Annotated in this window: 12 protein-coding genes and 1 pseudogene; 9 read left to right on the top strand and 4 right to left on the bottom strand. The window is 59.5% G+C overall.

The annotated features are described in order from the left end of the window. The first annotated feature begins 448 nt into the window (after positions 1-448). The 4 genes from ACZYGA_RS16365 to ACZYGA_RS16380 all read left to right on the top strand — a co-directional run bounded on the left by ACZYGA_RS16365 (position 449) and on the right by ACZYGA_RS16380 (position 5,360). Complete coding sequence (locus ACZYGA_RS16365) at positions 449-2,056, top strand: BCCT family transporter (RefSeq protein ID WP_289863850.1); 1,608 nt, start codon at positions 449-451, stop codon at positions 2,054-2,056. Positions 2,057-2,684: 628 nt separating this feature from the next. Beyond that, positions 2,685-4,232, top strand: a complete 1,548-nt coding sequence (locus ACZYGA_RS16370) for a catalase (protein WP_404626739.1) — start codon at positions 2,685-2,687, stop codon at positions 4,230-4,232. Between the two features lie 145 nt (positions 4,233-4,377). Continuing rightward, the gene (locus ACZYGA_RS16375) at positions 4,378-4,908 is read left to right on the top strand and encodes an ankyrin repeat domain-containing protein (RefSeq protein WP_404626911.1); all 531 of its coding nucleotides are present in this window, start codon (positions 4,378-4,380) and stop codon (positions 4,906-4,908) included. 116 nt (positions 4,909-5,024) lie between these two features. Further along, the gene (locus tag ACZYGA_RS16380; RefSeq protein WP_141391705.1) at positions 5,025-5,360 is read left to right on the top strand and encodes a hypothetical protein; all 336 of its coding nucleotides are present in this window, start codon (positions 5,025-5,027) and stop codon (positions 5,358-5,360) included. 426 nt (positions 5,361-5,786) lie between these two features. On the opposite strand, the gene ACZYGA_RS16385 is transcribed toward ACZYGA_RS16380, so the two are convergent. Further along, positions 5,787-6,464 (bottom strand): HAD family hydrolase, encoded by a 678-nt coding sequence (locus ACZYGA_RS16385; protein ID WP_404626741.1) that lies wholly within the window; start codon positions 6,462-6,464, stop codon positions 5,787-5,789. A gap of 256 nt (positions 6,465-6,720) precedes the next feature. On the opposite strand from ACZYGA_RS16385, the gene ACZYGA_RS16390 reads away from it, so the two are divergent. After that, positions 6,721-7,197: a MarR family winged helix-turn-helix transcriptional regulator gene (locus ACZYGA_RS16390; protein ID WP_404626743.1), complete on the top strand. Its 477-nt coding sequence runs from the start codon at positions 6,721-6,723 to the stop codon at positions 7,195-7,197. 1 nt (position 7,198) lies between these two features. Beyond that, positions 7,199-7,948 (top strand): siderophore-interacting protein, encoded by a 750-nt coding sequence (locus ACZYGA_RS16395; RefSeq protein ID WP_404626744.1) that lies wholly within the window; start codon positions 7,199-7,201, stop codon positions 7,946-7,948. A gap of 110 nt (positions 7,949-8,058) precedes the next feature. Here the strand turns inward: ACZYGA_RS16395 and ACZYGA_RS16400 are convergent, their stop codons facing one another. Next, complete coding sequence (locus ACZYGA_RS16400; RefSeq protein ID WP_404626746.1) at positions 8,059-10,029, bottom strand: TonB-dependent receptor domain-containing protein; 1,971 nt, start codon at positions 10,027-10,029, stop codon at positions 8,059-8,061. Positions 10,030-10,337: 308 nt separating this feature from the next. Between ACZYGA_RS16400 and ACZYGA_RS16405 the strand changes: the two genes are divergently transcribed. The 3 genes and pseudogenes from ACZYGA_RS16405 to ACZYGA_RS16415 all read left to right on the top strand — a co-directional run bounded on the left by ACZYGA_RS16405 (position 10,338) and on the right by ACZYGA_RS16415 (position 12,710). Next, positions 10,338-10,772, top strand: a complete 435-nt coding sequence (locus ACZYGA_RS16405) for a MarR family winged helix-turn-helix transcriptional regulator (RefSeq protein ID WP_404626747.1) — start codon at positions 10,338-10,340, stop codon at positions 10,770-10,772. 130 nt (positions 10,773-10,902) lie between these two features. After that, positions 10,903-12,271 (top strand): annotated as a pseudogene (locus ACZYGA_RS16410) (IS1380 family transposase). Between the two features lie 280 nt (positions 12,272-12,551). Further along, positions 12,552-12,710 carry a hypothetical protein gene (locus tag ACZYGA_RS16415; protein WP_479399678.1) on the top strand — a complete coding sequence of 53 codons (159 nt, stop codon included), beginning with the start codon at positions 12,552-12,554 and terminating at the stop codon, positions 12,708-12,710. Between the two features lie 177 nt (positions 12,711-12,887). Here the strand turns inward: ACZYGA_RS16415 and ACZYGA_RS16420 are convergent, their stop codons facing one another. Together ACZYGA_RS16420 and ACZYGA_RS16425 are read right to left on the bottom strand one after the other, a co-directional pair. Beyond that, positions 12,888-14,195, bottom strand: coding sequence for a TRAP transporter large permease (locus tag ACZYGA_RS16420; RefSeq protein ID WP_404626751.1), 1,308 nt, complete (start codon positions 14,193-14,195; stop codon positions 12,888-12,890). Beyond that, on the bottom strand, positions 14,195-14,812 hold the full coding sequence (locus ACZYGA_RS16425) for a TRAP transporter small permease (RefSeq protein ID WP_404626752.1): 618 nt from the start codon (positions 14,810-14,812) through the stop codon (positions 14,195-14,197). Before ACZYGA_RS16425 ends, ACZYGA_RS16420 begins: the two co-directional genes overlap by 1 nt. Positions 14,813-14,826 lie beyond the last annotated feature (14 nt).

Here is a 14,826-nt window from a genome sequence, read left to right on the forward strand (position 1 = left end):
GCTTCTGCGTGTGACGTTGGCGCATCGGCTGGCGTGATCCTCGCGATGCAAGGGACGGAAAGACTGCCGCGTCAGGTATTGGCTTCTGCGGGACAGTCGCCGCCCATGAGCGTTTGAGACCCACAGGCCGCCGACATTGACGTGTCGGCGGCCTGTTCGCATCTGGCGGAAACATTGTCGAAGAGGGCACAAGGAAGGCGTGAGAAGAGTGCAGGAGGGGGGAGTGTGCAGCGCAAGCTTTATGAATGAAATTCATGTATGCATAAGAAAATACTGTGTCGCGATTAGTGCTCCCCGCGGTTGCCGGGAAAGTATAATGCGCGTGGAATAAAAAAATGTATAATGCTGCGCTCTTTTCATTACTAAAAATTATTGAACACAGCGAACTGCCCGAGCAAGAGCGACGTCTCGCCCCTCTTGCTCGGGCTTTCTCACTAAGGTGGTAGCCGTGCAAGAAGCCGTTCCCCCCGCCAGTGATGGCGATCATCTGGACCCCCGTGTCTTCATTCCCGCCGTATTGGTCATCCTGGCCTTCATCGGCCCCGTCATCCTGTTCCCGGATGCCAGCACCGCGCTGATCAATGCCGCCTTCGCCTTCGCGACCGGCAAGTTCGGCTGGCTGTATCTGGTGGCCGGTCTGAGTGTCGTCGGATTCCTCATCTGGCTGGCATTCAGCCGCTACGGCAACGTCCGCCTAGGCGGGGCAGAGGATACGCCCGATTTCTCCTACTTCAGCTGGGTGGCGATGATCTTCACCTGCGGGATGGGCATCGCGATCGTCAACTGGGCGTGGGTCGAGCCGATCTACTATTACACCTCGCCGGCCTATCATGTGGCGGCCAAGAGTCGTGAGGCCGCGGAGTGGGCGCTGGCCTTCGGTCAGTTCCACTGGGGGCTGACGCCGTGGGCCTTCTATTGCTTGCCGGGCCTGCCGATCGCCTACTCCATGTACGTCAAGAAGCGTGATGGCGTACGTCTGTCCGTCGCCTCGCGCGGCGTGCTGGGCCGCCATGCGGATGGCGCCTGGGGCGTGCTGCTGGATTCCATCGTCGTGTTCGGGATCGTCGGCGGCGTCGGCACCTCGCTGGGGCTGGCGGTCCCGCTGGTGTCACAGCTGGTCAGCGGCATCCTGGGCGTTGAGGCCAACTTCGGACTGGAAGTCGCGGTACTGTGCATCTGGACGGCGATGTTCTCGGCCAGTGTCTGGTTCGGCCTGGCCAAGGGCATCAAGATTCTGTCGGACATCAACGTGATTCTGGCGATCTTCCTGCTGGCCTTCACCTTCATCGTCGGTGACTCGCAGTTCATGGTCGAAGGCTTCGTCAACAGCCTCGGCAAGACCCTGGGCAACTTCATCCCGATGAGTCTGTGGACCGACCCGGCGGGGGATTCCACCTTCTGGAAGGACTGGACCGTCTTCTATTGGGCCTGGTGGATCGCCTACGCGCCGATGGTGGGGCTGTTCGTGGCGCGTATCTCGCGCGGCCGTACCATCCGTGAACTGATCATCGCCGAGTTGGTATTCGGCTCGCTGGGCACCTGGGTGTTCTTCGCGGTGTGGGGCGGTTACGCGCTGGACCTGCAGATCAGTGGTGCGCTGGACATCAAGGCGCTCTTGGACAGTGGCGGTATCCCGCTGGCGGTGGAAGGCATCCTGCAGACCCTGCCGTATGCCAAGCTGGTCACGGTGGCCTTCATCCTGCTGTGCTTCATCTTCCTGGCGACCACGCTGGACAGCTCGGCCTACGTGCTGGCCTCGGTGACCTCACGCAAGCTGTCCGGGTATCAGGAGCCCAAGCGCTCGTTCCGCTTGATCTGGGCCTTCCTGATCGCGGCCGTCGGCGTTGCGCTGATCCAGTTGGGTGGCCTGCAGACCGTGCAGACCTCGACCATCGTGGTGGCGCTGCCGATGATTCCGGTGATGCTGATTCTGGCGCTCTCCATGCTGCGCTGGCTCAAGAATGACTTCCCCAAGGAAGAGCTGAATCCGGTGCTGGTCATCGATGACATGCCGGCGTTCCAGCGCAAGTCGAAGAAGGCGAAGCGCCAGGCGTAGTGGCTGGATGCGCTGAAAGATCTGTCGCAAGACTTGATGACAACGGCTCCTCACTTACGGCTCCTCAACATGAGGGGCCGTTGTCGTTTCTGGCAGTGGAGCGAATCAGGGTGCCTCCGGGGTGTCGATGGGCCATGACCTGAGACTTCGCGATGCTTGGATTGCATGCCTGGATTGCATGACGGGTTTGTATGACAGGAATGTATGCCTGGATTGTATGCCTGGATTGTATGCCTGGATTGTATGCCTGGATTGTATGCCTGGATTGTATGCCTGGATTGTATGACTGGATTGTATGACTGGATTGTATGACTGGGTGCAACAATCTTGGCCTGCTCTGCTGGCGTTCAGGCCATGGGAAAGCTCTCGCTCAAGGCAGGCGATTCTCACCTCTGGCGTGAAAGCCTCGTCATCGGGATATCTGGCTCAAGGCACACGCGGCAAGCTTGGCCCGCGAACAGGAAACCACGCCGCAGTTCTTGCTTGAGAGTGGCAGCGATTGATGCTTATTCTGCATCGTGTTAGTTTTTCGCTATTTCAGGGTTAGGTATTATTTATTTTTGCTATGGGAGCTTCTCGCTAATACTCCTCGCCTCGTTACTCCCTGATTTTACGAGGAATTTCCGAGATGCTGAGCGTACGTTTTCCCATGAAGACTCTGACAGCCGTGGTGGCGCTGGGGCTTTCTGCAAGCAGTCTGGCGCAGCAGGAAGTGATGACACGTTCCAATGGAGCGCCGATCGGCAACAACCAGGACTCCCTGACCGCAGGTCCGAATGGCCCGACATTGCTGCAGGATCACCACCTGCTGGAAAAGCTGGGGCACTTCGAGCGTGAGCGCATTCCGGAGCGCGTGGTTCACGCGCGCGGTATCGGGGCCTACGGTGAGTTCCGTGCCACCGCGGATCTGACCGACCTGACCGTCGCGGCACCTTTCCAGGACAAGGGCCAGGTGACGCCGGTCTTCGTGCGTTTCTCCAGCGTGATCAACAGCAAGGGCTCGCCCGAGACTCTACGCGACCCGCGTGGCTTCGCCGTCAAGTTCTATACCGACCAGGGCAACTGGGACATGGTCGGCATCAACTTCCCGGTGTTCTTCATCCGCGATGCGATGAAGTTCCCGGACATGATCCATGCCCTGAAACCGGACCCGCGCACCAACCTGCAGGACCCGAATCGCTACTTCGATTTCTTCAGCCATATCCCGGAAAGCACCAACATGCTGACCTATCTGTACTCACCGCTGGGCGTACCTGCCAGCCTGCGTGAGATGGATGGCTCCGGGGTCCACGCCTTTAAGTTCGTCAATGGCGAAGGTGACTGGAAATACGTGAAGTTCACCTGGAAGTCGCGTGAGGGCAACCACGGCATGTCGCCGGAAGAGATCGCCAAGGTGCAGTCCACCGACTTCAATCACCTGACGGATGATCTCTACACCCATCTGGACGAAGGCGATGACCCGGTCTGGGATCTCTATATCCAGACGCTGGACCCCAGCCAGCTGAACAGCTTCGACTTCAACCCGCTGGATACTACCAAGCTGTGGCCGCAAGACCTGATCCCGGCACGCAAGGTCGGTGAGCTGACGCTGAATCGCGTCCCGGACAACTTCTTCCAGGAAACCGAGCAGGCGGCCATGTCGCCGGCCAACCTGGTGCCGGGCATCGAGCCGTCGGAAGACCGCATGCTGCAGGGGCGTCTGTTCGCCTACGCCGATGCCCAGCGTTATCGCCTGGGGGCCAACTACTCTCAGCTGCCGGTCAACGCCCCCAAGGTGACGGTCCACAACAACCATCAGGATGGCGCGGGCTACTCCGCTCCGCGTTCCGGCTCCATCAACTACCAGCCGAGCCGCAACGCCGACTCGCTGGTGGACGACAGCCAGTACGAATACAAGCGTTACACCCTCAATGGCACTACCCAGCAGCAGCCCATCGGCAAGGAGCAGAATTTCGCTCAGGCCGGGGAGCTGTACCGCTCCTTCTCCGAGGAAGATCAGGATGACCTGATCGAGGTGCTGGGTGGGGATCTGGGCAAGGTCAAGAACGACGAGATCCGCAACATCATGGTCAGCTACTTCTATCAGGCCGACCACGAATACGGCGAGCGTCTGGCCAAGATCGCCCACGTGGACATGGACGATGTCGAGGAACTGATCGACGCGCAGCAGAAGTGATCTGACGCCTCGCGTGACAGGGCAGGGGGGCAATGCCTCCCTGCCATCTTCCCGACCGATTTCTGGACCAACCTCGAGGAGAGAGTCCCATGACCTTGACCGTGAATGCCCCATCAGGCAATCCATCACGAACCTTGTCACCTTGATGCTCGCGCTCAGCGTCGCCGTCATGAGTCTGCTCGCCCTCCCGGCGCAGGCGGACGAGGGCATGGACATCATGGATGCCGCGCGTGAGGGCGACAACGCCGCCATCGAACGCTACCACGACCAGGGCGGAGACCTGTCGATCACGGAATCCCACGGCTATACGCCGTTCATCATGGCTGCCTACTACGGGCATACCAGCACTCTGGCCCTGCTCAAGGGGTATGGGGTGGACGCCTGTGCCGTGGATGAAAGAGGCAGCAATGCCTTCATGGGCGTGGCCTTTCGTGGGCATGTCGAGACGGCAGACTGGCTGTTGGCCAATACCGACTGTGATGTGAATCATCGCAATGCCAGTGGCCAGACGGCGCTGATGATGGCCTCGCTGTTCGGGCGGGAAACCATCATCAGGCATCTGCTCGATGCCGGGGCCGACCCCGGAATTGCGGATCAGCAAGGCAATACCGCCGAGTCTCTGGCCGCCGCTCAGGGCCTGTCACGCATCGTCACCCTGGTGAAGTTCAACCTGTAAGGCGTGCAGAGGTTGCCTCTGCCATGCCCGAAGCACCATTGGACGGCTCGGCCGTCCTCTACCCGAGTGCCGCTCCCGTTGGGGCGCTCACTCGACACCACCTGGAGTCTCTCTGAATGAAACGTCTGGTTCCCCTTGTCTGCCTGTCCATGCTCACTGCTGTCAGCACTCTCAGCCACGCAGAAGATAGCGTCTCCGATGCCCGGGTACGTGCTGCCTTGAGCGAGCCTCTGATCGCGGGTCACGCCCACGCGGCGTCCACGCGGCAGGCCGTCTTTGCCGCTACCGGCATGAGCACCTCGGCAGGGCGTGTGCAGCAGGCGCTGGAGCAGCCGCTGCAAGGCGTGCGCGGTGCCGCCGGTGGGATGATGAAAGCCCGCTATCAGGCCAATGATGCTGGCAAGAGTGTTTCTGCAACTCGAGTGGAGCACGCGCTCAACGACAGCGTGTAAGGCTTCGCCTTTCGAGTGATTGAGTGTCTGGCGACCAGCAACAACACCATCAATGGCTGACTCATGACGAAGCCCGTCCTTGCCTTGCGCTCGATGACTCGAAAGATCTCTGGAAAGCCCTGAAGAGAGACTCGCAGCAAGTCTCAGGAAAGCCCCCAGGACCACACGCGGAACTCTGCCTCCGCGCTCAGCGCCGGCCGAAAGGCCGCGATGGCATCCTTGCGCAAATGCATGTGACTGACTCGGGCCATCGCCCCTGATGCAGCAGCATGCAGGACGTGTCTTTGCCCAAAGATGACCTTGTCTGAAGCTGACCCTGCCCTGAATGTCCTGTCCCGACATTCCTTGCCCGCCTCCGTGCGGGCTTTCTTGTCTTGCGCGCCGGTTCGCGGTGCATCAGCTCTCCAGGAATCCGGCCCTGGCCGATCAGGGGTCGAGGCGTGCCACGCGCTGCGAGATCTCTCTGATCAGCGCTGGAAGCTCGCGTGCACTGCGCATTTTCAGTGCCCCGGAGGACGTGCCGAGGCCGTCCTCATGGTGGGCGAAGTGGATGACATGCATCCCGGCATCCAGCCCGGCTTTCACGCCGACGGCGGCATCATCGATCACCACGCAGCGCTGCGGCGCGAACCCCATCTGCTCGGCGGCGAGGCGATAGAGGCGTGGGTCCGGTTTCCAGACGCCCAGGGTGTAGGCACTGAAGATATGACCGTCAAAGAATCGCGCCAGCCCGGTGGTATCTAGCGCCAGGCGTACCTTGCGTTCAGGTCCGTTGGTGACCACGCCGCATGGGTAGCCGGAGAGCTCCGCCAGTGACTGCGGCATGCCGGGCATGGCCGTGAGGCGAGCCGTCATCAGGTCCTCGAGGGTGGCACGCATGCGGGCCTCCATCTCATCCAGCCGCTCGGGGACCAGCGCGCCATGATGTGCCTCGAGTTCCGCGACGATGCTGCGAAAACGTACGCCCCGGAAATGATCCAGATACCGGGCGGCCGTGAAGGGCAGGCCGTAGCCGGGTAACGTGCTGGCAAGCGCTTCTGCCAGCAGGACTTCGCTGTCTACCAGAGTCCCGTCGGAGTCAAACAGCAGGCAGAGTTCGGCCATTGATGCCTCGTGGAGTGTCGGAAGTGATAGTTACGACATTAGCAGTTTCCTGAGGGTGGCGGCCATGGAACAAGTCGTTGAATTCACGCCTCTCATGGCGCGCGAAATGCGTCCGGATGGCGGAGTTGCCAGGCGGGACTGATATGGGCGACTGAGTTGGGCGAGCCAATGAGAATACGTCTTCTTTGGATACTTGTTGATAGTGTCAACCAACTACCCATATAGTTGCCCTTTAGCAACCAACTGATGGAAGACCATGGCAACGACCGCTTTGCATGAAGTGCTGCATCGTCTGATGCACGTCTATCGCAAGCAGCTGCGCGATGGCATCCAGCAGCACGGAATCGACTTGCCTGTCCTGCACATCCGGATGTTGAAGAGCATTGTCCGGGTTTCCGAATGCACCGCCCACAAGGTCGGGCAGCTGCTCGGGCAGGACAAGGGGCGTGTCACTCGCGTTCTGAACGAGCTGGAGGCCCGCGGGCTGGTGTCACGACACCAGAACCCGCAGGACCGGCGTAGTCAGCTGCTGCAGGTATCCGCAGCGGGGAGTGACATGCTGGAGCGAGTCAAGGTGCTGGAACAGGAGACGGCCCAGCGCATGGCCGGTGATCTCGGTGATGAGGAGATCGCGGCCTTTCTGAACACGGCGACTCGCATGATGGACAACGTCTCCGCATGCGGGGATTTCAGTGCTGATGTGCCCAATGGCAATGACGACAGGAGTGCGTGAGATGGCCAAGCCCGCGATGCGAGACCTCGAGGTGATTCGTACCCAGCGTGTCACCGAACACATGTTGCGCGTGACGCTGGGGGGCGAGAATATCGGCTCCCTTCCCGAAGACCAGGAGAGTGCCTACATCAAGCTGGTCTTCGCGCGTGGGGAAGGTGAGCGACCAATGATGCGCACCTACACCATTCGTCATCAGCGCGCGACCGAGATCGATGTCGATTTCGTGCTGCATGAAGAGGCAGGCCCGGCGTCTGTCTGGGCGGCCAGTGCCAAGCCGGGTGACAGCATCACCATCGGCGGCCCGGGGCCCAGGAAGTTGATCAACATGGCGGCCGACAGCTTCTTGCTGGCGGGTGACATGACGGCCTTGCCGGCGATCAGCGTCAATCTGGCCGAGCTACCGCTCCAGGCGCGCGGTCACGCCGTCATCGAGGTGACCAGTGACGCTGATATCCAGACACTGGAGCATCCGCCGGGGATCGAGTTGCATTGGCTGGTCAATCCACAGCCCGACCCGGAAGGGCGGCCGCTGCTGGAGAAAGTTGCCGCACTGCCTCGACAGGAAGGCCAGATCTCTGTCTGGGCGGCCTGTGAATTCGGCAGCATGCGGGCGCTGCGTGCTCACCTCAAGCAGGCCTACGAGATTCCCAAGTCCCACTTCTATGTCTCCAGCTACTGGAAGATCGGGCAGTCAGAAGACGGCCACAAGCTGGCCAAGCAGCAGGATGCCGAGGCGGAAGAGGCCAATTGATCCTTGCATCAATCGTGATCAGCGACTTGTCTCGCCATGAAAAATGCCCCACAGGCCAAGCCTGTGGGGCAATCTGACAGTCAACATGTTGCGAGCATTAGAGGACTGGGTCAGAAGCTGTAGCTGGCACCCAGGCGGATGTCGCGGCCCGGCTCCAGCATGCTGTCACCGCTGCTGAGCAGGAAGCTGCTGTGGTCGCTGTAACGCTTGTCGAACACGTTGTTGACCGCCAATGTCAGCGTCAGGTCCTGATATGAGGCGGGTGTCCACTGGGCGCGGATGTCGTGCGTCACGTAGCCCGGCTTCTCCTCGTCGCCTTCTGCCACGCGTTCCAGGCGTTCCACCGCATTGAGGGTATAGCCCAGGGTGACGTTGTGGTTCGGCAAGCGATACTGGTGATCCCAGGTCCACTTGTCGCCGGTGGAGGCGCCGATGTTCATCTCGTCGCCCAGCGGGTCGCCATCGTTGTTCTTCATCACCACCTTGGCATAGCCCAGACGCGTGTCGTAGCCGCCGACTCCCCAGTTCAGGCTGGCTTCATAGCCACGGCTCTCGACTTCGCCATCCTGGTTGTAGAGCACTGCCGGGTCACTGCCGCGATCATAGGCCTGATAGTTCTCGATATCGGTATGGAAGCCGGTCAGCGCGAAGCCGAGACGATCTCCTTCCATCAGGGCATCTCGCTGATGCCAATCCAGACCGATTTCACGTTGACGCGCCTTCTCCGGCTCAAGTCCCTGCGCGATGGAGACTTCATCGCCGATCAGAATCACTTCTCGCGCCTTGGCGCCACGAATGGCCTCGCCATATCCTGCATGCAGGGTGAGGTTGTCAGTCGCATCGACACTCAGAATCGCGTTCGGGGAGACCTCGCTGCCACTGACGCTGCCGGCCTCGCCGTAATCACTGTCGTAATCATCCAGGCGTGCACCGACGGACAAGGCCCACGGGCCCAGTGTCATGCGGTTCTGGGCGTAGACTCCCAGGTTGCGTGAAGTGTCTTCGTTGTTGGGGCCGGAGCTGCCGGCATCATCGGAACGACGGGTGTCCTGATCGTAGAAGTCCACACCAGTGGTCAGAGCATGTGCCACATCACCCGTCTTGAGACGGAAGGTGTTGCGAACATCCGCGCCGAATTCGCTGGAGCGGCTGGTGCTGCCCGCCTCGACACGGTCCAGTTCCTGAGTGGTGTGGTAGAGGGTGGTCTTGGTGTCGATCAGATCATTGCCCGGATGCCAGGCATGATTGATGGTGAAGGTCTCACGCTCCATTTCCTGATAGGTCGGCTGCTGCCTGCTGAAGCTTGGCATGTGCGGACGCGTGAAATAGGTGCCGTGATCGGTAGTGCGTTCGGCACTGATGCGCAGGTCCTGATCATTGACGTCTAGCAGTGATATCTTGAGCAGGTAGCCACGTTGCTGGCCTGCGGTCTGCTCCTGCTCACCGCCACCGCCACCGCCACCGCCAACTTCATAGTCATCGCTGTTGCGGCCGCTGATATACCCCATCAGGCCGAGATTTTCCCCCAGACGACCATAGAACGCCGTGGTGCCGGAAGTGGCGTCCGCCGCACTTTCGGTGCCGACGGATACGCGTGCGCCCAGGTCTTGGCCGGGCTGGAGCAGGTCCTGCGCATCCTTGGTCTCGAAGCGAAGGCTGCCGCCAAGCGCACCCGGGCCATCATCGGCGGTCGCCGGGCCTTTATCGACTTCCGCCTGCTTGAGCAGTGCCGGATCAATGGTCAATCGGCCGGTATGGTGGAAAAGGTAGCCGCCCTGACGCGCGCCATCGATGGTGACGTTCAGGTTGGTGTCTTCCAGACCGCGTACATAGACCTTCTGGCCGATGGCGATGCCGCCGCCGCCGACACTGACGCCCGGTTCGGAGCGGAACAGGTCTTCCAGATCGCGTGCCTGACGCTGATCAATCTCTTCAGCGCTGATCACGACATTCCGTTCGAGGCGGTCTTCGCTGATGACGAGGGTGGATATGTCGTCGGCCGAGGCGTGGCCCGAGAGGCTCAGGGTCAACGCACTGGCGGAGAGGACGGCTGCGGTAAGCGGATGGAGACGGAGATGCACGTTGATTCCCTTACTTGAATAGTTATATCTTGCGGCTGGAAATGCTAATAGTTCTCAGCAATGAATTGCAAGATTCTTGCACAGTTTTTGCCTGAAAGGTTTGTTGGCGTCGTATCGGGGAGAAAGGTCGCGATTGAGTTGCTCGCGCAAGGCTATGCCACGTGCAAGCCGATAGGGTGGTGGGTCAAGGGGAGCTGGATAAGGGTGGCTGGACAAGGGGGCCGGGTATCGGTGCACTCTTGGTCGTGCTCGGTTATCGTGGACAGCATCTCCCTCCCTTGTGGACCACCGTTACGTGAGGCACCAGAGTGGATCAAGCAGAAGCCCTGTACGAGGCCGTCAATCAGCTTATCCGTGTCTATCAGTTTCGCGACAGGGAAAGCATCTGCCATCACAACGTCTCCGTCGCTCAATGCTATGCGCTGGAGACGTTGGTCAAGCGCGGGCCGCTGAGACTGCAGGCGCTAGCAGACGAGATGTACCTCGACAAGAGCACGACTAGCCGGGTCGCCGACCCGCTGATCCGCAAGCATTACGTGCGCAAGATCGAAGACCCCAACGACCGGCGTGCCGTTGAGCTCTCGCTGCCCCCGGAGGGCAGAGCGCTGTACCAGCAGATTCACGCCGAGCTGGTCGCGGAAGAGGCCTCCATGATCGAGGGTCTGTCGCCGGAGGTCGTCGAGGGCGCAGTGACGCTGCTCAACAAGCTGACCCTTGCCGCGCGCCAGCGCCTGCGTGACTGATTGAGCGCCTGGGAGTAGACATTAGCCCCGCTTATTCATGAGGCCGGCCTGAAAACGAAGATAGCAGATGGTATTCTCTTGAAAATTCAGTGTGTTCCGCCAAGAACCTGAACCAAGAGAGCCATCCGCTATGGGTGAAAGCCTATCTACCTGGACGCCCTCGTGCAACGGCGCTGTGCGTGTCGAGCTGAGCGGCCAGCGAACCACCAGCGACAGCGGCGCGCTATTGCTGCGTGAAGCCCTCGACAACAGCGGCGTGATCGAGGCGCTGGAAGACAATCTGGTCGACCTCCGTAACCCGCTACGCGTCCGCTACTCCAGTTGCGGACCTTGGTGCTGCAACGGGGGATGGGCTGGATCGATCTTAGCGATACCGACGCGCTGCGCCACGACCCGCTCTGGCAGTTGGCCTGCAGTGATGCGCGTGGGATGACGCCCCTGGCCAGGACCGACCGTCTCAAGCCACGCTGTCGCGGCTGCTGACCTGCCTCGGGCGCAACGACAATATCGATGCCGTACACGAAGGCCTGCTGCGGCTGGTGGTCTGGCGGCTGACGCCGTTGAAGAACGGGGAGCGACCCAAGCAGCTGACGCTGGACATCGACGGCCTGCCGATCGAGGTCCACGGCCACCAGGGCGGTTCGGCGTTTCATGGCCTGTACGGGGCACGCATTGACTCGCCGCTGGTTGCCTCACTGGCCGAAACCGGTGACATGGTGGTTGGGCTGCTGCGCGAGGGCAACGCTGGTCCGGCCGAGAACGCTGATACCTGGATCCCGCATCTGGTGCGGCGACTTAATGAGAGCACCGGCGCCCAGGTTCGCGTGCGCATCGACGCCGGTTTCACCGACAACGCGACGCTGGAGGCCCTGGAGGATCGGGAGATCGAATACCTGGGCCGGTTGCGCAGTCACACCGGTCTATAGAAGCTGGCAGCACCGCTCCTGAAGCGGCCACCCGGCCGGCCACCCGAGCAGCCTCGGGAGTGGTGCCACGATCTGGAGTACCAAGCCGGCTCCTGGCCGGCACCGCGTCGCGTAGTGCTGGTGGTGCAGGAACGCCCCGATGACCTGCTGCTGCATGCCTTCTTCCTGGTCACCAACCTCGGCAAGTTCGACTGGCCGCCGGAGAAGATCCTGGCGCTCTATCGCAAGCGGGGCAGCGCCGAAGCCCATATGGGCGAGGTGAAGTCGGCGCTCGACGTGCACCTCTCGTCGACCAATCGTGGCGCCTCCACCGTTCAGGACGTGATGGCCCGCAACGAGGTGAGCCTGCTGCTGAGCCTCTACGCCTACCAGGTCCTGCATGGCCTGCGCTGCCTCCTGGAGCGGCAAACCCGACAAGGCTGGAGTCTGAGTCGGATGCGCGAGCAGGTGCTCAAGGTCGCCGCCACGCTGAGGCCGCACGCTCGGCGAATCACCGTTCATCTGGGTGCCGCCGCCGACAAGTGGTGGCCGACGCTACTGAAGGGGCTGCCGAAGCTGACCGCACTGAGCTGACGCTCCTGCGAGACCACCACAGCACCAGAAGTCGAGCGGCCGCAGCGGTCGGCGATCACGGCTGCTTGGACGGCCGCAATCGATTCCAAAGAGTTATAAAAAAGCGAAAAAAGGACCGCGCTCCGGCATTACTTAATAGCCACTCGTGCTGAAGAGTCCGGTCCTGGTAAGCGATGTCAACAGCCACCACCTTCAAACCGTGCAATCAGCCCCCTCGTGAATGAGGCGGGATGACAGCTTCGAGGCGCATCCCGAGCGGTTCACGCGCGGGCGCCCCAAAGTGGCGATGCCGCCGGCCAGTGTCTCGATCAATCCGGTACAGCCCGATGACGACGACCCGGCACCCTACAGCGTGGTGAGCTTCCCGACCCTGCCGGTGGCAAGCGACACCGCGACGAAATCGACATTAATTTTTAACAAGCTGTCCGAATCAGGTTGACAGGTTCCGAGTGCGTCCCGGCACGTTGGAGTGAGGTGGGCATGAATATGCCGCCAAGGGAAGGCTGGGGAGTGTTCAAGGGCGAAAGATTGGTAGTTCCGGACATTCCTCAAACAGTTTTTGGAATGTCCGGATAATGGCAGTTTCTAAGTCAATGGGGGCTTGGTAAGTGTGCCTTCAGACAAAATCCGGTGCTATCAGTCGGGGCATAGCAAGTATGAGGTCCGGGAAGAAGATTAGTAGCACTATGACAGCTAGCATCATAGCAAGGTAAATCATGGTCATCCCCAGCGCCTTCAATAATGGAATACCACCTATTTTGGCTGAAATCATAAGACACAAGCCATAGGGGGGAGTCACCAGGCCCATACCAAGTGCCATCACTCCAATTACACCGAATTGTATTGGATTAACTCCAGCCGCCATCGCTAATGGATAGAAGATGGGCGCCATAATAGCCATGGCGGGTAGCGAGTCCATAAAGGTACCGATTAGCAGCATTACGGCTGTCATCACTAGTAGTAGCACGATGGGATCGCTGATGCTGACGCCTTCCATCAATTTTGGTGGGATCTGATAGAAACTGATCAAGTAGCCGAAGATGGAGGCTCCAACCAAGCTGAACAACGAAAGAGAACATAGCTTGACGGTATCGGTCGAGGCAGCGAACACTTGCCGAACACTGAGTTCACGGTAGACCACAAACCCGAGTGCCAGTGCATAGAGTACTGCAATTACTGCAGCTTCTGTCGGTGTAACGATACCACTGATGATGCCACCGATGATGACAATGGGGATCCCCGCGGCCAGTAAGCCATCCTTACCTGAGCTCATCAGTTCGGCCATTGAGGCGCGCTTGCGCACGGGCACATCGTACTTGCGCACGAATACCATATTCAGGCCGAGTTGAGCCATTCCGATCATCAATCCTGGGATGATACCGCCCAGGAATAGTCCAGCAATCGAGGTGTTGGTCAATGCACCCCAGATAATCATGTTGATCGAGGGCGGAATGATGATACCCATGACGGAAGATGCTGCCGTGACAGCAACCGAGAAGTTTACTGGGTAACCTTCACGTTTCATGGCAGGGATAAGTACGGTGCCGATACCTGCACTGTCAGCAGTTGAGGAGCCGGATACGCCGGCGAAAAGCATACTGACCAGTACGTTGACGTGTGCCAATGCTCCTCTGACGTGTCCTACCAAACGCATGCACAGAGTGATTAGGCGGTCCGTTATTTGAGCGGCATTCATCAAGTTTCCTGCTAGAAGAAATAGCGGGACTGCCAACAGCACGAAGGAGTCCATTCCGTTGTACATGCGCTGGAACATGATCCAAAAGGTGAGTCGTGGATCCAGAAAGATAATGCTGGTCGCGGTTAGAACCAAGGCCATGGCAATAGGTACACCAAGGACAATAAGAATGCCTAGTAGCGCAAACAAAGCCCAAGGCAAGATGGAAATTATATCCATAGGCAGCATCAGGTATTACCCCCCTGTTTTAGTGCGCTATTAGTAGGAGATAAAGAGGTTATAGTGCCTTCATGTGCGGACATGTAATTGGGCGCCATGTCATCCACGGCGTTTGGAGTGTTAAGAAAATTCTCCATGGCTGGCATGCCGTGCAGTGCAGCGTATAGCAGGCGTTCAAGACTGAATAGAATGATGAAGACGCCAGAGGCAGTGAAAACACTGTAGACATATACCATCGAGATACCAGAAGCAGTTGCACTGCGTCGCAGGCCGGAAATACCGAAGTCCTTTCCAAACCAGACGAAGATAATACCGGTGGCCAGGCAGGCCAGGTCACGTATCCAGCGTGTTACTTGATCAGCGCGAGTACCGCTCGGGAAAGCCTCCAACACAAAATGATCTGCATGCAGCACACCTACCGCCGTCCCCAACATGATCATCCACTGGAATGCAAAACGACTGAACTCCTCTGTCCAGAATAAGCGGGGGAGTAGTGGCAGGTTACGACTAATAATCTGATAGATGATGAGTGCGATGAAGCCGAACAGCAATGCGAGAAGCAAAGCATACAAGACTCTTTCAAGCACACGGTTCAAGCGTGTCAGTGCGGAGAGAATAAGCGACATAAGCGCTGTCCTCG

The organism is Cobetia sp. BL01 (genome assembly GCF_056493605.1).